Below are 23,549 nucleotides of genomic sequence, written 5' to 3'. Positions count from 1 at the left end.
CTGCCGGCCGGACTGGAGGGATAACGACTTATGAAGCTGACTGGAATACAAGTCGTCTGGATCATCGCGACCGCCGAATTGGTCATGGAGGTCTGGCTCCGAATATCGCCCGCTATCGAGATTGCCGAGCAGGACGCCTGGATGTCGATGCTGCTCGCCGGATTGATCGGCATCGTCTTGACCTTCCTGGCCGTTCGCGTCAGCATGCTCCATCCCGGTCAGACCCTGGTCAAGTACAGCCAGAAGCTGCTCGGGAAAGGGTTCGGCAGAGCGATTGTTCTGCCGTACTTTGCGGCATGGTATATGCTTTCGATCGACGTGCTCCGCTCATTCGCCGATTTTATCCACCTGATCCTGCTCGACCAGACGCCCGTATGGCTGATCGAGCTGCTCATGGTGGCGTTGATGGCGTATATTACCTTTGCCGGCGGCATTACATCCATCGGCCGGTTTTGCGAGATCGCGGGCCCCGTCACCGTCATCACCATGTTCTTCACCTTCATTTTAAATGCGGGCAATGTGGATTGGAGCCAGCTGACGCCGGTATTCAACGACATCGGCTGGAAGCAAGTCGCGAAGGCTTCGGTCGCTCCCGGTTCCTTCTTCGGGGAGACCTTCATGCTGCTATCGGTCATTGCGTTCATGAACAAGCCGGAGAAGGCGATGTCGAAATCGATGATCGGCCTATTTATAACCATCGTCGGCGTGTTCGCCGCAACCTCTATGGTTTTGCTCGTTTTCGGATCCCATTTGTCCGCCGGGTTCAAGTTTCCGTATTTTATGATCGTACGGTCCATCAGCATTTTAAACTTTATCCAGAACGTCGATATTTTCGTCATCTACATTTGGATTTTCGGCGTGTTTGCGAAGCTGTCGCTCTATTTGTTCCTGACCAGCTACGAAATGTCGAACTGGTTCAATGTAAAGGATTGGCGAAAAATGATTTTGTTCGGAGCGCCGCTCATCTTTATCTCGGCGATTATGGTTCCGAATCAGACGTGGATCGTCATGTTTCAGAAATTATGGCAGGACGCGATTATCCCCTTTTGCGGAATCGGGGTTCCCCTTCTGTTGTGGATACTGTCGGCCGCGAGAAAAAAATCCGTGCAAGCGTAAGCGCCCTTCCGGGCCGCAGGAAGCGGAATGTCGATGGCGGCAAGCTTCGTTTTGACAAAGCTGCTCCTCCGGCTCGTTGACCGGAGGCTGCGCGTCCATCGACTGCCGCAGAATCTGGAAACACGACCCTTCCCGCCTCCCGCTTCCTAAATGTGGATTGTAATCTAGCATACAGAACATCCCGTGAGTCCCAGATATAATTTAAGATATTCCCGGGAAACCTAAAACAAAAACGCAGCATAAAGGAGTTATCAGCATGAACCAAAAAGAACAAACTGTGATTATAGCCCGTTTTCAGTTAAAGCCGAACTCGGATAGACAAGCCTTTTTTGATAACCTCAAGCCGCTGTTTGACACGATGTCAAAAGAACCGACCTTTGTAAACGGCATTGTTCACGAAAACGTGGACAATCCGGATGAAATCGTATTTTATGAAATTTGGAACTGTTCTAAAGAGCAATGGCTGGCGGAAGAAGAAACAAAAGCTTATCGCCAAGGGCCGTATGCGAAGGCAGCAGAATTCTTATTGGGCAGAGAACTTAGTTTCTACGCGCCGACGGGTGAATGGGGAACGAAGATTACTGCAGCTGAACATTTTTCTTGATAGCCAGAAGACTCGAAAAACGAAATCAAACATTATCCCCTTACGGAAGCCGTAAGGGATTTTTGTCGTTCGCTTAGTGAAAACGGCAGCGCCAAAAGAAGGATGCCCCCCCTGCTCCTAATCAACCGCGTTCTCGATTACGATGGCCGGACCTGTTTACGGATGCAAAGCTGGGGGCATCCACAATTCTGCCAGAACTATTTTCCTTCAAAACGACGCTTGCGTAATACCGATTAAAACGAACCGAATACGCAAGCACATAAATAATGATTATTGAAGCAAACGCGTTAATGATCATCAAAGATGTATTGAGCTGAAAGACTAACGTTAATAATCCCACTGTTACCGGAGGAATAATGAAGCCGGCGTATGCACAGATATAGAACGCAGTTATGACTCTGGTGCACTCCTCCGGCTTGGGAAGCTCACCAGAAAATCGCAAAGCGGCTTGGAATGTCCATCCTGATCCAAGCCCTTCAAGCAATATACCGACCCAAAGCAAAGGCAAATTAGAGATCTCCCCGGAATATCCGATGATCCATGATCCAATAATTAGCGCCAGGATACTTATGCGCATTCGCACAACTGGATGAGCAGGCCATGGAAAGAACTGCAGCATTGATCCTCCGCCTAGAAGCAGCAGTATCAGTAATCCTGATATAGATAGATTGCTGGAATGCATGACATTTCTTACAAATAACGGAATTAGAGAAAGGGCTACCCCTGCCAAAGTAAACAAAGCGAAAATCGGAAGCGCGATAAACGACCAGAATGGGCCTGTCATATTTTTTGGAATGCCCATTGAAATTTTGCGCTTTTCCGCGCTGCGATTATCGTCATTCGGCAGGAACTCCAGCAATATCGAAGAAAACAGCAACATGCCGAGCAGGATCCAAAAAGGCATGCGAAGCGGCGCGAAATGCAGGTATTGAATAGTCAGTCCGCAAATTGCAGGTCCTAAGCCGAATCCTAAATTAGTTGCCGCTCCCGATATTTTTAACATCGATTCCGTTTTATTCAATGCGGTTTGTTTGAGCAAATAAGCACTTGCAACTCCAGTGAAAACCCCGTAAGCGATACCTTCCAATACCCTTGCGAAATATAACATCCAAATATTGACGCTTAGAATAAAAAAAACGGTTGATGCTATTGAAATCAGAATGCTGAATCTGAGCACTTTCTTTTGGCCCCAATAATCGCCATTGGCGCCGGTGATTAATAACGAAGGCAAAAGCACTAAAGCATAGATGGCAAATAAGATCGTGATTTCTAAATTATTCATATTAAAGTGCTCGGCGTATACGGGAAACAACGATGAGATATATGGCGCTCCGCAGGACATCAACAAAACGACCAGCAACATTCTTTTCATACGCATACTCCTCTTAGGATTGCTTGAAATGTTGCGCTTAGTATGTCCTTCATAAACTTTAATACGCGAAGGCTTGGTTACAAAAAATGCCCTTCCGCACGGTGCCGAGCTGCGCCTTGTGCTCCCATTTTGACGCTATGGTGCGCCCGCGATTCGAATCAAGGCCACACGCGAGTCGGTCTTCTTTGTACACAAGACCTTGTACTTAGTAGACATTAGCCCCTTTCTGACAACAGCCCATACACGATACCCTAATCGACATATACTGCGATGTATCTAAATTAAAGGAGCTGACCACAATGGGATATGGTGTTGGTGGCGTAGGTGTCGGCGGCTTCGGCGGCGGTAACGCCATAGGATTTATACTTGTACTGTTTATTTTGTTGGTAATCATCTCGCGGGGATGTCTGTTTTAAAATAGTTGGCTCCGTCTAGATCCTGTTGCGTCAACCTCCCGAGCTCAATAGGATTGTGTTTGCATACGGAGATGGCCTGTTAACCGGACGGCGGGCCTCCCTTCTGCGAGAAAGCTAAAAGCCCTGGCGATTAATCGCCGGGGCTTTTGCTTTGCTGCTTTGTCTCTGAATTATCTACGTTCTGGTTCGCGATTATGACTACGACCTCTCAAGCCAATCAGGCCCAGCAATCCCAACCAGCCGAGCCAATCCCAATCCATTCCGTTGTCATCATTCACAGCGTTGGCGCGATAGTTGCCATCGGCAGTCGATGTAGCATTGTAGCTGTTCGTATTCATTGCCTGGTTGTTATAAGATTGGTTGTTCATGACACCGTTGTTACTTTGGTTCGCAACTGTTCCGTGAGCGCTTAGTACGCCTGCGCTTAACATTAAGGTTAAGCAGCCTACCAGCAACAATGTAAGAAGAAATTTCTGTCTCAAGGTAATTCACTCCTCAACGGGTTGTTTGAATTTCTTAGTTGGTTTTCCCATAGTGGTGTTTGATTATTCCGTTCGCTTGCTCGCCTCATAAACACAAAAAGCCCCTGCGCACAAGGGCTTTCGGTTAAATCAAATCTAGGTACGTGCATGGTCGCGATCGTTATCACGTGAGCGACTTCTCATGCCAGCTAAACCGATCAGACCCAAGAGACCTAACCAGCCCCAATCGAAATCATTGTCATCGTTAACTGCATTCGCCCGATAGTTCCCTCCTGTAGTTGAGGTCGCGTTGTAGCTATTCATCGAACGGTTGTCGTAAGACTGGTTGCTTGGGGTAGAAGGCGAGGTCATGCTATTTGCATGATTTGAGCCCGCAGCGCTTAAAATTCCGGCGCCAAGCATGAGCGTGAAGCAACTCAGCAGCGAAAACGTCAAGAGATATTTCATTTTCCTCATGGAATGTCAACTCCTCAGCTGATATTGTAAATCAATTTTGGTTTCCCCACTAAGATACCGAAGTATGCGTTTCTTCGTTATTTTCTGTTATACAAATACCGGTATGTCCGAACAATCGTTCTCCTCATCGGCGTCGTATTCCCATAACAAAAAAAGCCCGTGCTTTTCACGGACTTCATTTGGATTATATTTCTTATCATTTGACATACTCGCCTCTCGTCGCTCGCCCGCGCGGCCACCGAGCGAAGGTCGCGTCACCCGTAGCGTGCTCCTCCTCCCAGCTTAGGTCATCCGATGAGCGATCGACGCGCTGGCGCTCACGCTCCTCCAGGGTGAAGCCCAGGGAGGGATTCATGCTGACAATGTCGTGAAATTGTTATTCCACGATATAGATAGCTGGCGGGCTATGCAAAAACGCAATGAAATTTTGGGGGTCGTTTTGTACGGCTTCGCCTTCGGCTGTCGCCATCCCCTGATTCAAAGCCTCCAAGTGCTCAAATGCAATTTCAACGACCAAATATAATTCCCTATCGGTGTACAGCGATTGCTTTACACGATGAATGGAAACGCTTTGTACGCCGGGAATTTGTTGCACTAATGGGATATGAACATCAAAGTAATAATTCTCGAACGCTTCCAGGTTTTTCGGCTGTTCATAAAGCACGATCATTTTTGCCATTGGTTTGGTTGGTCTCCTTTATCGGTTTTTTGTACAGCTCGGACTGACGTGTATGCCGAACGGGCTGCAGCAGCCCGTTCGGCGGCTAGTTGCGCTATTACTAGGTTAGGATTAACTTTCAGCGTTTGCTTGCTGTGCAGCCGCCTTCCGCTTTTTATTGTTGTTCAAAACCGATTTTCAACGCTTTTGCAATCGATACGGTTCGTTTGGCCTGATGCGCTGCCGCGCCGCGTGCATCTTCTTTAATCTTGCCGTCTTGACCGACGGTTACGCTTGTGCCGTACGGATTGCCTCCGGCCGTGAAGACCGACTGATCCGTGAAACCGGGCGCGGCGATGATGGCGCCCCAATGATACATGGACGTGTACAGCTGCAGGATCGTCTGCTCTTGACCCGCATTCGGATTGGTAGCGGATGTCATGGCGCTCACGACTTTATTTACGGTTTTACCTTGCGCCCACAGACCGCCGGTCGTATCGAGGAACTGCTTCAATTGCGCCGGCAAGTTGCCGAACCGAGTCGGCATGCTGAAGATAATGGCATCCGCCCACTCCAAATCCTCTATCATCGCTGTCGGTACGTTCTTCGTTGCCTCGAGATGCGCTTTCCAGGACGGTTGACCGTCCACCACGGATTGAGGCGCCGTTTCGGGGACTTTCAAGATTTTCACATCGGCTCCGGCTTCGCGGGCGCCCTCCGCTGCCCATTGGGCTAATTGATAGTTCGTTCCGTTAGAGCTATAGTAAATGACGGCCAATTTCACTTTCGTTGTTGTCACTGTCGAATTCTCCTTTTTAAACCAATTCAAAATTCCCATCGTTTAATCGCTCCAAACTTTTACGTGTATGATGAAATCAAGTATGTCGGCACGCATTGCAACTGTAGGATGCTGCGGCCTAGCCGGCACCGTGATGAACGAATCTTCCGTTGGCGGCTTACTGCCGCTTAAATGCGCTGATTAGATCAGCCGGCGACTGCAAGCCGGTTAGCGCATGCTTATCGTTGATGACATAGTATGGTACGCCTCTGATGCCAAGCTTCTGCGCGTCGCGCTGTCCTTCTTCCACTTTCTCGAGTCCTTCCCCTTGGAGAAGCCGTGCCTTGAGCGCAGCCGGATCGTTCGTGATCCCGCTCCCTTGCGCGATTTTAACAAGTTCGTCCACATCGCCGATATTTACGCCTTCTTCAAAATAAGCCGTATATAAACGCTCAAGCAATTGCGATTGCAGATGCTCCGGCGTAATTGCGATCAGTTGATGCGACAACACTGAATTTGGCGTATATTTCACCAGCTCCATATTGTAATTCAGGCCGAAGCGCGCACCGGTTTGATTATATTGCTTCATTCTTGCTTCGAATTGCACTTCTCCGCCCAAACGGCCGATCATGACCTTCCGATAGTCCTCGCCTTCCTTGCTAATGCCGGGATTCAACTGATACGCATGATAGCGAACTTTAGCGTTCGCGCCTTCCGGCAGCTCTTTCAGCGCTGTTCTCAGGCTTGCATCGCCCATACGGCACCAGGGGCATACCGTATCCATATAAACGTCGATCGTTACGTTTTCCATTAGGCCTCCGTCGCGGGTTTAACCGACAAGATGTGCTCCGCGTAAGCTTGGCTGCTTTGGGCTAAACGCTCTGGCGTCGCGTCCGAGGTATCATTCACACTGAAATGCGGCAGGTATACGGCACTGATGAAACGGGCGCTTGCTTGAATCGGCGCCAAAATTTGTTCCAGCGTCAAGCGGTTGGATCCCGAAGGCTGATAAGATTCAGCCGTACCATAAGTCGAGATGGCAACGCCGATTTCCTTGCCCGTCGTCGCCTTTGCTTCGGGACCGTAAGCCCAGTTGTAAAGCAGCACGTCATCGAACCATTGTTTGAGCAGCGGCGGCATGTTGTACCAGTACAGCGGATATTGGAAAATAATACGGTCATGCGCTTCGACGAGCTCCTGCTCGCGCCGAACGTCGATGTTCCGGCTTGGATATTCCTTGTACAGCTCATGAATCGTAATGTCGCCGTTCTTCTTCAATTCTTCGACCCAAGCTTTGTTCCAGTTGGACGATTCCAAGTTCGGGTGTGCTACGATGACGAGTATTTTCATTATTATTCGCTCCCATTTCATAAATTTGGTTAGTTATTTTGGAATCATGCCCGTTGAGCATGAAGATACGTTCCTGCTATTGCGTCAGAGGGCCGTTCGGCATTTCGTACAAGTTCTGTTCACCTCCAATTCAGATTCACCATTTAATGGACCAAACTATCTACTAAAAGGTAGATTGAGCAGTTAGTAAAACTTCCATTCTGATACGTTATATCCGATAGATGTCTTCGGCGATCAAGTCGAACCCTTTGAGACCGACGCGTGCACTTGCTCTTGCGCGATATCTAAAATCGGCTCTGCCGTGAATGTGTTATTGTTCATGTACGAATTCTACCTTTTAGTAGATAGGAAGTCAATGATCTTTATCATGCAAAGATTTGTTTAGCTAGTAAAATCATCATTGGTTTAACGCTCGGCTAACCAAACGAAGCGGGCGGTCCCGGACAATTTGCCGCCCGGAAGACCGCTTCGCCTGGCAGACGAAGACGCGTTATTTACGGCTTGCTTGCGACCTTAAACGGATGCGCTTGTACAGCATCATCCATATTTGCGCGGCGATGAAGATCGAGGAATACGTCCCGCACGCAAGACCGAACAGCAGGGCGAGCGAGAATAACCTAATGCCCTCCCCGCCCATGACGAACAAGGCCAAAGCGGCGATGAAGACCGTAAGCACCGTGAAGACGGAACGCCGCAGCGTCTGCCGCAAACTTGCGTTTACGAGCTGTTCCAGCTGCTCCGTGGTCGTAGGCCGTTCCTTTCGCATCTTGCTGCGGATCCGGTCGAAAATAACGATCGTATCGTTGAGCGAATAGCCGATAATCGTCAATATCGCCGCGATGAAGGTCAGATCGATCTCCAGCCCGAATACGGAGAATAGCGCGATCGGAATGAAAATATCATGCGCGAGCGCGACGATGCATCCGATGCCGTATAAATAATGAAATCGAAGTGCCGTATACAGCACGATTGCACCGGCGGCCATCAGAACGGCGTACCCGGCCTTCTTCACCGTTTCGCCGGCAATGACGGGATCGACCGTCGATTCCTGTCCGGTCACCTGTTTTCCGTAAAGCTGCCGCAGCTTGTCCTCGATCGAGTCCAGCTGGGAGGGAGACAAAGTGCTGCCGAACGTCGTCACGGCCGAAGAAATGCTGCCATGGCCCGACTTGATGACGGGCCTCATGTCGACGGACGGTACGACTTCGCGAATTGCCGTCGTGACGTCCGCGGCTTCAAACGGTACTCCGATCGCCAGCTCCAGCCTTGTCCCCGACTTGAAATCCACTCCGAGCTCCAGCCCTCTGACCAATATCGCCGCTAATCCCAATACGAGAATGAGCGCGGAGAAGCTCAAATATCGCTTTCTGCGTTTGACGAGATTCGGAAGCCGCGCGGTTTGATCGGCATTGCCGGCCATGCGCACGCCGAACCAGCCGGCACTGCGGAACACGTCTCCTCTTAGCAGCAGCCGCAGGAACAGCCTCGAACCATATACATTGGTGAGCAGGCTGACGACGATGGTCATCGTCAGCACGACCGCAAAGCCTTTTACGGAGCCGTCGCCGAACATCATTAATATGAGGGCCGCAATGAGCGTCGTCACGTGTGCGTCGACAATCGTGGCCATGGAAGCGCGCGCGCCGACGCGGCAGGCGGAGCGCAGGCTTTTTCCTTCCCGCAGTTCTTCTCGAATCTTCTCGTAAGTAATGATGTTCGCATCGACGGCCATGCCGATGGCCAGCACGAAGCCGGCGATGCCGGACAACGTCATCGACGCGTTCATCCAATCCAGCGCAACCAGGCCGATGTAGGCGAAGCAGGCGATTGTCAGATTGGCTGCCAGCCCCGCAAGCCGATAGACCGCAGCCATAAAGGCGAGAATCGCCGCGGCCGCGATCCCGCCCGCAAGCAGCGTATGTTGCAGCGCCTCCTCTCCGAGGCCCGGCGAAATCGTATCGACCTGCAGCTCGATGAGCCGGGCGGGAAGCGAGCCGGCGTTCAACAGGTCCTTCAGCTCGGTCGAGGCGTCCTGATCGCCGCTTGTTATGGCGGAGACGCCGTCTCTGACGACAGCCTGCACGACAGCTTCAGATACGACGTTGTCGTCCATCATGAACGTAAGCGTCTTGCCCAGATTGTCCTGCGTTACCCGCTTAAGCTTCGCCGGGTCCTTGAATTTGACGATGACCTCGGGCCGGTTCAATGCATCGTATCCCGTATCCGCGCCGTTCGGCAGCAAATCGCCGCCGTCCAGCACGACGCGGTCCTGTTCGTCCGCGATGCGGAGAAAGGCTGGCCGGCCGATCAGCTCCCGCAGCTTCGTCTGGTCGCCGTCGCCGGCGATCCGGACGCGAATCCGGTCGGCGCCTTCGATCGTCAGCTCCGGCTCGGACACTTTCGTAATGTTGACGCGCTTTTCGATCATTCGCTCGGTCGCGAGCAGCTGCGGTTTCGTCACTTGCTGTTCGGAATCGATTGGCTTCACTTGATAGAGGATGTCGAAGCCGCCCTGAAGATCGAGGCCCAGCTTCAAATTGCCGACGATGCGCGGCAGCGTCGATGTCATCAAGGCCAGCACGAAAAGAACCGTCAGCACGAACGGCAGCAAGCTTTTTATTATTTTGGACAATTCGAATTCTCCCTTTCATTCTATAGAATCATAGATGAACGGAGAGCGAGCTCATATAGCGGGATTGAAAACGAACGGGGTTGAGTACGTAAAATCGTTTGAGGATGGGCACGGGAGAACGGAAGTAGAGCTTTATCCAGCTCTCGGGGAAAGAGGAGGACAATAGCAGCAGCAGAAAAACAAAGGAGAATAAAACATGCGGTGCATCCGAGCCGTTCTTGGCTGCGCCAAGTTCGATCGCGCCGAAGCCGTAATCGTCGCCGCCCGCGGTAATAGCCGGACCGGATGAATAATTGTCATCGGAGGCGGATTCGGCATGCAGCAGCGGACACAAGCAAGCAACGAGCAGCGTCGCGACCAAGAGCGCAATAGGAATCCATTTTCTCATCGTAACACCTCCCTTATGGAGATCCGTATTCCTCTTCGCGCTCCATGCGAGCCATGGGCAGCTCCGCCTTGAACGAACTCCCCTCTCCCATCTGGCTCTTTACGCTTATGGTCCCTCCGCATGACTCCACGATCTGCTTGGCGATAGCGAGCCCAAGACCGTGTCCGCCCATATCCCGCGAGCGTGTTTTGTCAGGCCTATAAAACCGTTCGAAGATTCGCGCAACTCTTCCTCAGGAATCCCGATTCCCGTATCGCTAACTTCGTTCAGGAGCGCGTCTTTTGAAAATACGGCCTGTTTCGCCACCGTCAAGGACACCGTGCCCCCGGATAAGGTATATTTGATCGCATTTTCCTGAAAAATAACGAAGCCAAGGATGCGATTACGCATAAGCAACCTCAACCGCCGGTGCCGGTGCAATAAACCGTTAAGCTGCGACTTGGAAGGCTGTGCAATAAAGCTTACGTCCGCATGTTGTCCTGCCCATACCATGACCAGGACATTATGCGGATCCATGTTCATCGATCTGAGACGACAAAAAGCCGCGATACTCGAAGAAAACTCGAGTTCGCGGCTTTATGCGTTATTTCACTTGGTCTGCAATTTGCTAATAAAATGTTCTTGGCCTTCGTCATTCCAGTTCGAGGCGTGCGAGACCGACGCTTCTTCGATCTGCCCGAAGCCCCAAAAACTTGCGGGAACGTCCGGGAACGTCGGATCGATGTCCGTCAGCGGTCCGCGGAACAGCATCGCATTGATAAGCACGACGGCCTCGACCCGCTTGATCGCGCTGTTCGGCTTGAACGTGCCGTCCCCGTAGCCGCTGATCATGTGGTTTCGATACAGCGCTTCGATGGCCGAGGACGCCCAGTTGCCCTGAATGTCCTTGAAGTGCAGCGCGATCGGCGTACCGGTCTTGAGGTGAAGGAACCGAGCCATGACGGCCGTCAGTTCCGCTCTCGACACCGGTTGGTCTGGCAAGAAGCGATTGTCCTCATAACCTTGGAACAAGCCCTCCGCCGTTACCGCGCGGATATAACCGGATGCCCAGTGCGCAGTCGGAACATCCTTGTATTCCGGATCCGCTCCGTCGTATTTGCCGATCAGCCTGGCCATGATCGCCGCCAGCTCCGCGCGAGTGAGCGACCGGTCCGTATGGAACATATGGTCCGGGTAGCCCTGGATGTAACGCTGATGCTCCTGATCGCCGAACCGGTCCGACACGACCGTCAGTTTCACGGACGATGCGCTCCATTCCGGATGCAGCAGCTTGCCATCATAGCGGAAATCCGAGACCAGCTCGAGCGTTTGCGTTTTTCCGCCGATTTGCGGCAGAACAAGTACCGGGTGGAACGTGTTCGTCTTGGACGGATCGGCATGCGGGATCGTCCACGTAATGACCGCACCGTCTACCGTACCTCCGTCAGCATTGTCGACCTTGACGCCGTCCGGCAGCTGCAGCGTCACCTTGCCGCCTTCGATCGCCGCATCGGACAGGTCGCTGAATTGTACGGCCACCGGCACTTTGCTGCCTTCCGGATACACCGTTCCATCCAGCTGCAGGTTGGTGGCCGCATCGACGTCCGCCTTCGCGGGCGGCGTCACGGGAGGCGATACGAACGGCGGCGATTCGATCGGAGCCATGCCGAAATCGTGCCGCACGATCGCCGTTTCGACGGACAGTGTCGGGCTCGTATACGTCGAATACCCGGCTTTCGTCGCGATCAAGTAATAGTCCGTATGACCGTAAACCATATAAGCGTATTTACCGAATGCGTTGCTGTCCTGCGGGTTCGCGTTGTCGTTCGGCGCGAATCCTGTCAGCGCGGGCAGCGTCACTTCCGTGCCGGGCGTGATGCCTTTGCCGCGGTTACGCGGGGTATCTGCATAGTACAGCACGACGTGAGCGCCTTCGATTTCCTTCTCGGTCTTGATGTTCGTGATTGTCCCGTACGGGTCGATCAGCTCCTGCGTGATGTTCAGCTGGCCGTCGTCCGTGACGCCGACCTTCGGCAGCGAGCCGTCCGCCAGCTGGTTGAGGATGATTTCCTCGCCGTCGGCGTGAACGAACCGCACTTCCATGCCGTACGTGCCGACCGCCAGATCATCGGCGCTGAATACGCCGTCCGCCCTGACCGGGAATCGCTTCGGCTCGCCGGTGACGCCGTCAAGCACGTAGTCGCCGTTGCCGTCCTTGAGATAAATGACCAGGTTGCTCGCAACCGGAGGCGACAAGACGGCTTTGCCGTTCGAATCCTTGGTTCCGATAATCCCGGATACCGTCTTCGTGGAAGCGAACGTCTCTTCGCCTCTGCCGGTAACCGCGCCGACTTGGGCTTTCTGATTGAACGTCACGGTCTTTTGCTGGCCGTCCCGTTCGATTGTCCGCGTGATGGCGACGTCGTATTCCTCGTCGCCGCGCGGAATCGCGATGCTGTAGCTGCCGTCCGCGTTCGTGATCGCTTCGCCGGCGAAATCGATGACGCCGTCGCCGTCGAAGTCCTTCGTAATGCGAACGACCGCGCCGGCGATCGGATCCGGTTTGCCGTCATGGTCGACGTCGACGTTATTGTCCGTGATGACGCCCTTGATGGACGCCGGCTGGAACGTCACGATCATCTGATCGACGGCATACAGGTTATGCTCGGGATCGTCGACCGTCGCCGTGACGACGATGTTTTGCGACAGGATCCCTTCGATGGCCTCCGATTTGTACGTGACGACGGCGACGCCGTCCTTATCCGTCGTGGCTTCCGATCCGCCGGCGAACGTGCCGCGAGGCGCGGAGAAGGCGACTCCTACCCCGGCAATCGGCTTGCCGTCCTTATCGGTCAGCACCGCTTTGAGCGCCGATGTCGAAACGCCGTCGCCGACAATGGCGCTCGGAGACGCCGACAGCGTCATCGCGAACGGCACGAGCTCGTAATCCCGGACGATGTCGGTATCGGTCAGGTTCTCCGGCAGCGCGCGGACCGCGCTGCGCTTCGTGCCGAAGCCGTCCTTCTTCACGATCACCAAGTAATTGCCCGTCTTGATATTCGTAAATTGGTATTTGCCGTCGGCCGCTGTCACGAACGGCGTTCCGATCGGAACGGTGCCCGTGGAATCATACAAGGCGACGCTGGCGCCCCCGATCGGCTCGTTGTTCTCTTGCGCCGAGATCGTACCCTTCAAATTGTCCTGCGCCCGAACGTGGTAGGCGTTATCTTCCCCGACGCGGGACGGCTTCTCGGTTTGCAGCACATGGCCGTCGCGGTCGTACGCGACGAATTGCACGCTGTAATCGCCGGACGCAATCGTGTCCGGCAGACGGTGGCCCGTCGCGGCCCATGTTTTCTTGCCGTCCTCGACGGCCGTGTCCGCGTTGGTCAGCGTCAGATCCGTCGTCGTGCCGTATACCGTGGCCGTCACTTTGACCGCCTCGAGCGAGCTTGCCGCGGACAGCTTCAGCGGGCTGCCGGGAGACACGATAACGTATGGCGTGGTCTCGCTCTGCTTCCGTTCGCCCGCCCATCCGTCAAGCGGCGTCAGCGGGTTAACCGTGATCGTCACCGTAGCGGGGTCGCTGGTCAAGGTACCGTCGGACACCGTGAACGTCAGCGTATCCGAGCCCGTGTAGCCGTCCGCCGGCGTGTACGTGTACTCGTTGCCGGACAGACTTCCTTCGCCATGCTGCGGCCCCGTCACGATCGAGTAGGTCAGCTCACCGGCTGGTGTTTCGGGATCCGAACCGGACAGCGTGATGACAGCAGGCAGCTCTTGGTCGGCGGCAACCGTCTGCGGATTCGCGACCGGCTTATCGTTCGCTTCGCCGATCGTGATCGTTACGGTCGCTACGTCGGCAGCGTATGCCTTGCCGTCGCTGCCGTTCCAGTGGAACGTCGTCGTACCGTTCCAATCGGCGGCCGGCAAGAAGGTTAGACCGGACAGCTCTTCCGCATCGACTTCTTGCCCTTCGGTCACTGCTTCGCCGTTCAGCTTAAGCGTTCCGTTTGCCGGAAGGCTCGTCAATTGCACGCGAACCAGTCGATCCAATTGGTCCATATCGGCAAATTTGCTTGTGAAATCGCCTGCTTCAAACGGCAGCGTTTCGTCCTCCGCTCCGTTCTTCGCGATATCCGTCACTGTCGGCACATCGTTGACTGCAGCAATCGTTATCTTCACGATCGCTGGCGCCGGCGCATACAGCTTGCCGTCGCTGCCGTTCCATGTGAATGTCATGATGCCGCTCACGTTCGCGGCCGGCACGAACGACAGCTTGTCCAAGTCGCCTGCGGCGATTTCCTGGCCCTCGGTCACATCCGTGCCGTCAAGCTTCAGCTTGCCGTACGCGGGCAGATTCGTCAGCTTCGCGAATACCAATTCATCGTCCTCGTCCGGATCGGTGAACTGGCTCGTGAAGTCTGTCGCCGCGAATGCGACCGGTTGGTCCTCCGTTCCGCTCTTGGCGATGTCCGCTACCGTCGGCGCGACATTGCCCGGCGCGATCGTGATCGTTACATTCGCCGGCACCGACGCATAGGTCATGCCGTCACTGCCGTTCCATGTGAAGGAGGTGTTGCCGGTCCAGGATTCAGCCGGGACGAACGTCAGTTCATCCAGCTCCGATGCCGGGATTTCTTGACCGACGGCAACCGGCGTTCCGCTCAGCGCCAGCATGCCTTGAGCCGGAAGGCTCGTGACTTTCACGGTCGCGAGCGAGTTGGCGTCCGGATCATTGAATTTGCCTGTGAAATCCTCGTCAGCGAACGTGACTGGCTCGTCCTCCGTACCGTTCTTCGAAATGTTCGACACCGTCGGCGCATGATTCACGCCGGCGATCGCGATCGCGACATTCGCAGGCGCGGCAGCGTAAGTCGAACCGTCGAAGCCGTTCCACGAAAAGCCCGTACTGCCTGTCCAGGATTCATCCGGGAAGAACGTCAGCGAACCCAATTCGGCCGCTAGGATCTCCTGCCCGTCGGTTACAGGCGTATCGCCCAGATACAGCGTGCCATGTTCCGGCAAATCGGTGAGCTTCACCTTCGTCAAGACGTCCGCGCCGTCCGCGTCCGTGAACCGGCTCGTGAAGTCCGCTGCCGCAAAGGCGACCGGCTGGTCCTCCGATCCGTTCTTGGCGATATCGGCCGCGATCGGAGCCGTGTTGTCCTTGATCGTGGACGCCGTCGCGGGAACGGCGCTCGGATTGCCGTCCGTATTGACGACGCTCGCCTCCGCGTTAATCGGTCCTTTCGGAAACGCGGCGAGATCGATCGGAAGCTCGTAATGGCCTTCGCCGTCGACGTTGGCCGAGTACGATTTCGTCCCGTTTGCCGCGTCCTTCAAGATAATCGTCACCGGCTGCCCCGTGACGGAACTGCCCGCGCCCGGATTCACGTCGCCGGACACGATGACTTGCGCGAGATTATCAGCGCCCGGCGTCAAATGGCCATCGCCGCCGTCGGCGATGCCGACCGTGAGCGTCGGAGCGTTGGGGTTATTGATCGTCTGAATCGGTTCCAGGAACTGTCCGACGCCGCTCGCGCCGAAGTTAATCGAGAACTGGCGAGAGCTCATCGTGCCGGTATTGCCGACGACGACCTTCATCGAACTGATTGGCGCCGTATAATTGGTCACGAAAGAATCCCGGTCGTTAAACACCGTGCCGTTGATGCCGTCCAGGATGCCCTTGAAGCGAAGTTTGCCTCCCGTAACTGAAGAAACGGTCAAGCCCGTTGGATTCGAGGAGGAGGTATATTTGCTGCTGAGCGTGTAGCTGGCGAATGCGGAAGCCTCAATAAATTCCGAGTTGGAATTGTCGCCATCGACGTCGATGACGGTCATGTAAAAGTTTTGAAGCTGTACGGGCAGTCCCGTGGCCTGATCGTAAAAATCGATCTTCAAAGTGAACGATCCTTCGCCGGTAGTCGTCACCCATGGATTGAGCCGCTTCTGCAGGTCCGCATCGCTCGGGAAGTTATTGTCGAACTGGGCGAGCGTGGCGCTGTTGCGCGCTTCGATCGTGACCTTCGCGTCGACCGTAATGCCGTCTCTGGTAATGACGTTGGCATACGTGTAAACGGCCCCTAAATCCTTATCCGTACCCGTACGAGACACGGGTTGTCCGAAGTTCATGACATTGTTGGCGACATTGACCACCTGCAGGCCTTCGGCTACCGAAGCGAACGCCTTGGGCGGGACGATCGCGGCGGACGTTGCCAGCAGCGCGCCTGCCAGAAGCGCGGAGACCGGCTTCCGCCAGCGCGAAAATAATCGTGTTGTGCTAGCCATGTTGAATGATGACCTCTCTTTCATTGTTGCTTCCTAGTTCCGAATCTTTTTGCAAGAATAAGATAAAGACGTGCGTATAATCCTCCCTTCGGCTTATAACCTCTCCCATTTAGTAGTTCTACAGAACCATAAAACCCCAATCAATTATATCATTATTCCCTCTAAATGGTAGATTAAAGTCGAAAAATGGCGATCCTAATTTGCGGACCCTGACGATCGCCAAGCAGCACAAAAAACCTCTTCGTTTGAAGAGGCTCGAGTCGCTTCCTAGTTGACCGCCGATTCTTCCGAAATCGTAGCCTGTTGCATGACATGCTTCGCGCTAATCTTTTACGATGGACATCCTGCCTTTGTAACCGCAAACGGGACAAGCAATGATTCGCTCGTTCCATACCCTTGTAGACCAATAGATAGCCCAGAACCAATGGGAGAAAGGTTTGAGTCAGAATGAAAATCGGATTTTGCTGATCCATTGCCATCCCCCTTTCATCACGGTCCAAACACATTAATGACTCAAGCTTACACAGAAAGTTTAATGAAAGGCGTATCCATTTAACTTCCCGTCCCCCGGTTGGATATGCAGGTGGAGAAAGCTATGGGCATCGTTTTGCTTCATACATCCTGCCAAATTGGAACATCCTCCAATCGACTCGGATGCGCATGGTCCCGCGCCTCAGCAAACCGACGCCAATCAAAAGAACCCCGCTGTCTATTCAACAGTGAGGTTCTTTTGGTTGTCACGTTCACATGAAAGTGTGTTATGCAGGTACAGGAGATGTCCTTGTTGTTCCAAGACATATTCGGGCATGCATGAGACCTCCCGAACCGTCAGCGGCGTCATGCCGTAAAGGTTTACTGGAAGAACTCTTTAAACAGCTTAATGGCCGCTTGCGGATTCTCTTCCATGATCCAATGTCCGGTTTTCTCCAGTTTCACCGTCTTCGAATCCGGCGCATGCTCGTTTAAGAACTGTTCCAGCATGGCGTAACCGGATACGCCGGCGATGCCGAGCGCGGGCACGGACAACGGCTTGTACGTTTTCAGCGTTTCGATATCTTCCCTGAACGCCTTGTACCATTCATTGCCGGCGCGAAGCGCATCGGGCCGGGAATAGGCCGCGAGATAAACCTCGCGTTCCTTCTTGCCGAGCGCATCCTTGGTGTAGCCCATATAATCGTAAATCCAATTATAGACCAGATCCAGCTGTTTGCCCTCCAGCATCTGCTCCGACAAGCCCGGGATAGTATTGGTGGCAAACCACCAGTAGAACTTGGCGCGTTCGGGGTTGCTCTCGTCGTACACGCCCGGCGGCGGCAAAATCGGGATCTTCAAAAAGTTATCGTTCGGATGGGATGCATCCATCAGCACGACTTTCTTCGTGGCTTGCGGGTAATTGGCTGCGTAGGCGTACGCGATCGTCGCGCCGATATCATGTCCGGCGATATTGATGCTCTTGTATCCGAGCGCTGTGGCCAATTCATGAATATCTGTTGCCATCGTCTTCTTGTCATAGCCCGACTGAGGCTTGTCCGAACTGCCCATGCCCCGGTATTCCACGACGTAGACATGATAGTACTTGGCGAGCTCCGGCATCATGCTGCGGAACGAATACCAGGTTACGGGCCAGCCCGGCAGCAGAAACAGCGGTTCGCCCTTTCCGCCCTCGACGTAGTGAAGCTTGACGCCGTTCGCTTCCTTGTAGCCGTTCTTGAAACCCGGAAGCTCTTTGACGAGCTCCTCGTCGGACAACGACTTATCGGGCGCCGGTTTGGCTGCGGCGGTTAACGCCGCTTGCGTTGGCTGAATATCGGCGGCGCGCTCGCCGTCTTGCGCGCTGCCGTTTCGCGAGCAGGCCGAAAGCAGCATAAATGCCGCAATCAGCAGTATTAGCGTGCATTTCGACATCCATCTCGATTGGTTACCCAACATCGTAATCCCTCCCGTATACATGCATCACATTCATGCCCTGAGCTTGACTTACACCGGCTATCTTTTCCCTTATCGGGCAATGTATGCGAAGCCTGGCAACTACCGCACCTTTCCGAATTACGCTTGACTGGACTTTTGTCAGCGAATTCACTTCATAATCCGCGACGGGAACAAGCGCTCGTTTTTCTGGCCTCCCCTATCATGATTTGGCTTCACTCCCGTATCCGCTTTGCCCTTTGGCATCAAGCAAAGAACAGCGATGCGGTATTCGTGCAGCAGCGAAGCTCCATCGGCTAGGAATCGCCTTCCGGCTTCGCTCGTTCCTGCACCTTGATTTTATCAAGCGGCACGGCGTGCCAAATCTGTTAAAGGTCATGAATATGCACAAAAAAAAGCATCGCTTTCGGTCGTTGCGCATGACTATTTTCATGCGCAATGCCAAGAGTAATGCTTCCCGTATGTTCATTTTCCTTTATGCGTTTCATTGGCTGTAGCTGCGAGTTGCTTTCTTGCCGTATCAGTTCTTGCTTGTTAAGGTTCTAAGAATGAAGGATGAAAAATCGTTCGGCTTTCGACCTAATATCCACGTTAGCACATTCGAATTACCGACGGATCCATGTTCGTTGTAATGTTGAAACATCGTTAAGGTTGTATTTATTTGATAGTCGCCCGATCCGCGCTTTTTTAATTGTGCCGCGAACATGTCGTCCGGAGGCGTTTCAACTTTGATTTCACGGCCGAAATGCTGTTCCATTGCCGCTGTCATATCAGACAATGATAAATTTTCGGGTCCAGAAAATTCATATGAAGCCCAAGCATGTCCCGGACGAGTAAGAATGATTGCAGCTGCCTCGGCTAAGTCATCCAAGTCAATCATGCCTATGTGAGTTTCTTGAGTCGTAAAGTACTTTTGCCGAAAGATACCCTCCTCGCTAAGCGGCTTCCAAGACTCGAGTATATTCTGCATGAGTATGCCTGGCTGAATAATCGTATAGGGGATTCCTGAATTCACCAGGAGCTCCTCAACCATGAGTTTTTTGTGATGATGCGGCATTTCTTGTATGACGGGATGGATGACGGAATGGAAGACGAAATGCTCAACCTTGGCCAAGCGAGCTGCTTGTATGATAACTTGTCCGATTTGAACTTCGTCGGGATTCATGGCTGAGCAAATGTGGTAAACGGCCCTGATGCCGGCTAAGGCCTCGTTTACGGCCTTTTGATCCAGCATATCTCCTGTAACGACGTCCATCTCGCCTAATGATTGAATGTCCTCGATTTGTTCGGTTCGACGAACGAAAGCCCTGATCCGCTCTCCTTTAGAAAGCAAAGCTTTGATGACCGCACGACCCGTTTTGCCGTTTGCTCCAGTTATAAGGATCATGTTAATTTCTCCTTTGCAGTAACGTCCTGCTATCATACAGTTCGTCTTTTTCAAATCATGCTTATTCCGGTAGGACCAAACTCGCCTGTTAGCTTTGCCATGATCGGAACAATTAATCTGAACTGGCCACCCGAGATTTAATAATGCCATCATACTGGATCTCATTTATTTATTCCAACGCATTTCATGTAATATTCTTATTGATTAAAAGGAATAAGCGGGTTCGGCTTCGATACAAGAATTCGTTCGCTGCTAAGGTTATACTAATCTTTGGAGTTTCACACGGACCTTACATTCAAATTTAAAATATAGTTATACTTGGTTGCATGCTTCTGTTCATCGGTTAGGATTTCAAACACCATGTCCCTGTAATAACGTGTAGGCAGTCCTGCGCGTATATCACGATAACGTTCTACGGCGCCGAGTTCGCCGAATAACGCTTTCCTAATACCGTCAAGGTAAGACACCGGTTTCTCGAATGTCGCGTTTGCCGGGACAACAATCGATTGACCTGTGAAATCCTGATAAATCTTGCGAAACATTTGATTATGCTTTCGTTCGTCGTTCCGAATGCTAATGATAATTTCTTTCTCTTCTTGGGAAGGCGCCACGGAAATCAGATATTCATAAAACAATTCGTCTTCCCGTTCTCCGGCAACGGCCTGTTTAACGAGCGTAAGCGCCTCCTGTAATGATTTATAGGACATCGGCTGTTGCCTTGCGAATCCATAATAATGCTGACTTGCAGGATGTATAGGTGAAACCGGCATATACATGCCAGGCATGAAAGTATTCAATTTGTTCTCCTCCAGTTATGAAGCCCATTTTAATTAACTTATTCGGAGCGGCTTCATTCGTACCATGTCCAAGAAGAGTCAATCAGCTGCCTGCCCGGGGATGTAACGACTTCCGATTAAGCGATCACGCGATCCATTTGGATATCAAATATGCAAAGCCCGCGGCTAGCCCCCCCACTAGCATCGTTTGCCATGCGCTCTTGAACGGCGTCGATCCGGTAAACCTTCCCTTAACGTATCCGAAACCAAATAGTGCGAGCAAAGTGACGACCGCCGATATGATTAATGCCATTTCAGGCCGGGCGATCATGATGTACGGGGCAAGCGGTATGATCCCTCCAATTATATATGAAAGCCCTATCGTCAATGAACTGTTGCGGGCTCTCTTGGGCTCAGGCTTCTCAAGTCCCAATTCATGCTTCATCATAAAATCTATCCAACGGTCGGGATCCTTGCTGATCGTGTCCACAGCCTGCGAAATGGCCGAATCGGGCAGATTCCAAGCGTGCAAGATATCCGCCACTTCTTGCCGTTCCTTCTCCGGATACATGACAATTTCAAACCGTTCGCGTTCCAGTTCGGCCATATAGTGTTCATGGTCCGTACGCGCCGCTAAGTACCCGCCTAACCCCATGGCAATGGAACCCGCGGCGATCTCGGCAAAACCCGCGACGACAACGAGATTCGAGTTGGATAGCGTACCCGACAGACCGGCAGCAAGCGCGAACGGAACCGTTAATCCGTCCGCCATCCCAATGACTATATCTTTAATGAGGTCTGACGCCGTGAAGTGCGCTTCAATATGCTTATCCTTGTCTGAAGCCGTCGCTTTCCTTTGGAAACGGACCATTTTCATCCCTCTTCTCGATAACATGATGGTTACATTGGACTGCCTGTTATGTATATTTGGCGGATTCGTAACGCTCGTCTGGATCCAGTATAATGAAATTTATCGAATTGCATGTTGCTAAAGGAAGGTCGGGATTGGAATGCGCGTGCTCGTGATTGAAGATGATGTTTCCCTCCTCCAAATCATCCGAAACGTATTTGAAAGCGAATCCTTTGAGACGGACGGCGCCGAAACGGGCGACGAGGGCCATTATTTGGCGCAGCAAGCAATACATGATCTCATTATTCTTGATGTAATGCTGCCTGGAATGAGCGGCTACGATATCGTGCGTAAATTAAGAGGACAAAACATCCTCGTGCCTATTATCATGCTGACAGCCAAAGATGCCGTTGAAGATCGCGTAGCCGGACTCGACGCGGGAGCGGACGATTACGTGACGAAACCTTTTGCGGTCTCGGAATTGTTGGCACGGACGAGGGCCGTACTCCGGCGCCGGGGGACCTTAGGTCTTGAAGGAGAACTTAATTGCGGCCCGATACGATTGATTCTCTCCACCCGAGATGCATACGCCGGAGAATGTTCGTTGAATTTGACCGCGACGGAATATGATTTGCTTGAGTACTTCCTTTGCCATCAGAACCAGATCCTGACCCGGGAGCAAATCGTCGACCGAATCTGGGGGATGCATTCGGAAGTTGCCGCGACAGCCGTCGACGTCTACGTGCATCATCTGCGCAAGAAGCTTTCTGCTCATGGAGCGGAATCACTCCTCCGGACGATTCGCGGAGTCGGTTATCTCCTGAAAGGCGAGTCCGATGTTCGCTAAAATTCGCAAAAAGCTTGTTGTCGTGAATGCTACGGTCATTCTTATCGTTCTCGCCTTGCTTAGCACGTTGATTTATGCCCACATGCGGTATCGCTTATACCACGATACGGACGAGATTTTGAAGTTGGCGCAGGCGCGTATTCAATCCTTCGCCGATTTGTCCGCGCTGCTGCAATCCGGTCGTCCCGATCCCGCGCAGGATGAGACGACCACTTATTTGTTCTGGAATAGGCAAGGGAAACTAATCGGACAAATGCCCCAGCAATCTTTTCCGGATTCGATTGTCTCATTCTTCAAGCCCGCTTTCGAAGCTTCGTCTCTTCGTACGCTGGCTGCAGGTGGCCACCATTACCGTATACTTGTTTTCAAGCAATCGTCGCATGCTATCGCTTCCATCGGCATCGTCAGAAGCCTGGATGATGCGCGAAGCACGTTGCATGCATTGAAGATGGATATTATTTCAGCCATCATCGCCGGCGTGCTGATATCCGTGCTTACGGGATTCTTTCTTGCCGGTCGCTCCCTCGTACCGATTCGCAAGTCTTGGGAGAAGCAGCAGCGCTTCGTTGCGGACGCCTCGCATGAGCTTCGCACGCCGACCGCGATCATTCACGCCCAGACGGAGCTGCTGCTCCGGAATCCCGCGCATTCCATCGAACAAGAAGCCGATCAAATCGCCGCCATTTTGAAAGAAAGCAACCGCATGAATCGATTGCTTGACAATCTGCTGACATTGGCGCGATCCGATTCCAACCAATTACAGCTCCAGTCCTCGTTTTTCAAACTCGATGAATTGGTGCAGGAGATTGCGGAGCGGTTCCGGCTCTTGGCCGAAACCAAGAATGTTACCGTTCGGTATGCCGCGGAACAACCGGTTCTTTTTTGGGGCGACGAAGGACGCATTCGCCAACTGCTAATTATCTTGATGGATAATGCGCTTAAATACACGCCTGAATCGGGTACTGTTGAAATCCGGACTCGCATTCAAACGAGCTTCCTCGTTATTCGCGTTTCCGATAATGGCTGCGGAATTGCCGATCGGGATCTGCCTTTCGTATTCGACCGTTTTTATCGCGGAGATCAAGCCCGGTCGCGCGCCGAAGGCGGGACCGGGCTTGGCTTGTCCATCGCCCACTGGATCGCGTATGCACATGGGGGTACCATTTCGATTGAATCGACCGTTAACGAAGGAACTATCGTCGAGCTGCGTCTTCCAAGGAAGAAATACGATTAACGCCTTG

General features: G+C 52.8%; 18 protein-coding genes and 1 pseudogene. 4 read left to right on the top strand and 15 right to left on the bottom strand.

Annotated features, from left to right (window positions below; all coding sequences use genetic code 11):
- Positions 1–30: 30 nt before the first annotated feature.
- Together GT019_RS14175 and GT019_RS14170 are read left to right on the top strand one after the other, a co-directional pair.
- Positions 31–1,116 carry a GerAB/ArcD/ProY family transporter gene (locus tag GT019_RS14175; protein WP_161743829.1) on the top strand — a complete coding sequence of 362 codons (1,086 nt, stop codon included), beginning with the start codon at positions 31–33 and terminating at the stop codon, positions 1,114–1,116.
- 256 nt (positions 1,117–1,372) lie between these two features.
- Positions 1,373–1,720: a putative quinol monooxygenase gene (locus GT019_RS14170; protein ID WP_161743828.1), complete on the top strand. Its 348-nt coding sequence runs from the start codon at positions 1,373–1,375 to the stop codon at positions 1,718–1,720.
- Between the two features lie 121 nt (positions 1,721–1,841).
- On the opposite strand, the gene GT019_RS14165 is transcribed toward GT019_RS14170, so the two are convergent.
- The 15 genes and pseudogenes from GT019_RS14165 to GT019_RS14090 all read right to left on the bottom strand — a co-directional run bounded on the left by GT019_RS14165 (position 1,842) and on the right by GT019_RS14090 (position 21,482).
- Complete coding sequence (locus tag GT019_RS14165) at positions 1,842–3,092, bottom strand: MFS transporter (protein ID WP_161743827.1); 1,251 nt, start codon at positions 3,090–3,092, stop codon at positions 1,842–1,844.
- A 586-nt stretch (positions 3,093–3,678) separates the two neighbouring features.
- Entirely contained in the window at positions 3,679–3,990 is a 312-nt protein-coding gene (locus tag GT019_RS14155) for a WGxxGxxG family protein (RefSeq protein WP_161743825.1), read from the bottom strand.
- 135 nt (positions 3,991–4,125) lie between these two features.
- Positions 4,126–4,446: a WGxxGxxG family protein gene (locus GT019_RS14150; RefSeq protein WP_161743824.1), complete on the bottom strand. Its 321-nt coding sequence runs from the start codon at positions 4,444–4,446 to the stop codon at positions 4,126–4,128.
- Between the two features lie 376 nt (positions 4,447–4,822).
- Positions 4,823–5,125 carry an EthD family reductase gene (locus tag GT019_RS14145; RefSeq protein ID WP_161743823.1) on the bottom strand — a complete coding sequence of 101 codons (303 nt, stop codon included), beginning with the start codon at positions 5,123–5,125 and terminating at the stop codon, positions 4,823–4,825.
- Between the two features lie 154 nt (positions 5,126–5,279).
- The gene (wrbA, locus tag GT019_RS14140; RefSeq protein WP_161743822.1) at positions 5,280–5,942 is read right to left on the bottom strand and encodes an NAD(P)H:quinone oxidoreductase; all 663 of its coding nucleotides are present in this window, start codon (positions 5,940–5,942) and stop codon (positions 5,280–5,282) included.
- Positions 5,943–6,060: 118 nt separating this feature from the next.
- A complete protein-coding gene (locus GT019_RS14135) occupies positions 6,061–6,693 on the bottom strand; it encodes a DsbA family oxidoreductase (protein ID WP_161743821.1) in 633 nt (210 codons plus the stop codon).
- Positions 6,693–7,232: an NAD(P)H-dependent oxidoreductase gene (locus GT019_RS14130; protein ID WP_161743820.1), complete on the bottom strand. Its 540-nt coding sequence runs from the start codon at positions 7,230–7,232 to the stop codon at positions 6,693–6,695. The genes GT019_RS14135 and GT019_RS14130 overlap by 1 nt, the downstream gene beginning before the upstream one ends.
- 490 nt (positions 7,233–7,722) lie before the next feature.
- A complete protein-coding gene (gene secF / locus GT019_RS14125) occupies positions 7,723–9,864 on the bottom strand; it encodes a protein translocase subunit SecF (RefSeq protein WP_161743819.1) in 2,142 nt (713 codons plus the stop codon).
- 28 nt (positions 9,865–9,892) lie between these two features.
- Positions 9,893–10,252: a hypothetical protein gene (locus GT019_RS14120; protein ID WP_161743818.1), complete on the bottom strand. Its 360-nt coding sequence runs from the start codon at positions 10,250–10,252 to the stop codon at positions 9,893–9,895.
- A gap of 13 nt (positions 10,253–10,265) precedes the next feature.
- A pseudogene (locus GT019_RS31970) lies at positions 10,266–10,642 on the bottom strand (sensor histidine kinase).
- Between the two features lie 198 nt (positions 10,643–10,840).
- Positions 10,841–16,522 carry a tandem-95 repeat protein gene (locus tag GT019_RS14110; RefSeq protein WP_161743817.1) on the bottom strand — a complete coding sequence of 1,894 codons (5,682 nt, stop codon included), beginning with the start codon at positions 16,520–16,522 and terminating at the stop codon, positions 10,841–10,843.
- An 852-nt stretch (positions 16,523–17,374) separates the two neighbouring features.
- Positions 17,375–18,451 (bottom strand): alpha/beta fold hydrolase, encoded by a 1,077-nt coding sequence (locus GT019_RS14105; RefSeq protein ID WP_161743816.1) that lies wholly within the window; start codon positions 18,449–18,451, stop codon positions 17,375–17,377.
- A 517-nt stretch (positions 18,452–18,968) separates the two neighbouring features.
- The gene (locus tag GT019_RS14100) at positions 18,969–19,835 is read right to left on the bottom strand and encodes an SDR family oxidoreductase (RefSeq protein WP_161743815.1); all 867 of its coding nucleotides are present in this window, start codon (positions 19,833–19,835) and stop codon (positions 18,969–18,971) included.
- Between the two features lie 278 nt (positions 19,836–20,113).
- Positions 20,114–20,632: a ferritin-like domain-containing protein gene (locus tag GT019_RS14095; protein WP_235947954.1), complete on the bottom strand. Its 519-nt coding sequence runs from the start codon at positions 20,630–20,632 to the stop codon at positions 20,114–20,116.
- 124 nt (positions 20,633–20,756) lie between these two features.
- On the bottom strand, positions 20,757–21,482 hold the full coding sequence (locus GT019_RS14090; protein ID WP_161743814.1) for a VIT1/CCC1 transporter family protein: 726 nt from the start codon (positions 21,480–21,482) through the stop codon (positions 20,757–20,759).
- A gap of 139 nt (positions 21,483–21,621) precedes the next feature.
- Between GT019_RS14090 and GT019_RS14085 the strand changes: the two genes are divergently transcribed.
- Together GT019_RS14085 and GT019_RS14080 are read left to right on the top strand one after the other, a co-directional pair.
- Positions 21,622–22,308, top strand: coding sequence for a response regulator transcription factor (locus tag GT019_RS14085; RefSeq protein ID WP_161743813.1), 687 nt, complete (start codon positions 21,622–21,624; stop codon positions 22,306–22,308).
- Entirely contained in the window at positions 22,298–23,542 is a 1,245-nt protein-coding gene (locus GT019_RS14080; RefSeq protein WP_161743812.1) for a sensor histidine kinase, read from the top strand. Before GT019_RS14085 ends, GT019_RS14080 begins: the two co-directional genes overlap by 11 nt.
- Positions 23,543–23,549: the final 7 nt, after the last annotated feature.

Origin of the sequence: Paenibacillus glycinis, assembly GCF_009909185.1 — a bacterium.
GTDB lineage: Bacteria > Bacillota > Bacilli > Paenibacillales > Paenibacillaceae > Paenibacillus_Z > Paenibacillus_Z glycinis.
This window is presented reverse-complemented; position numbering and strand designations above follow the sequence as displayed.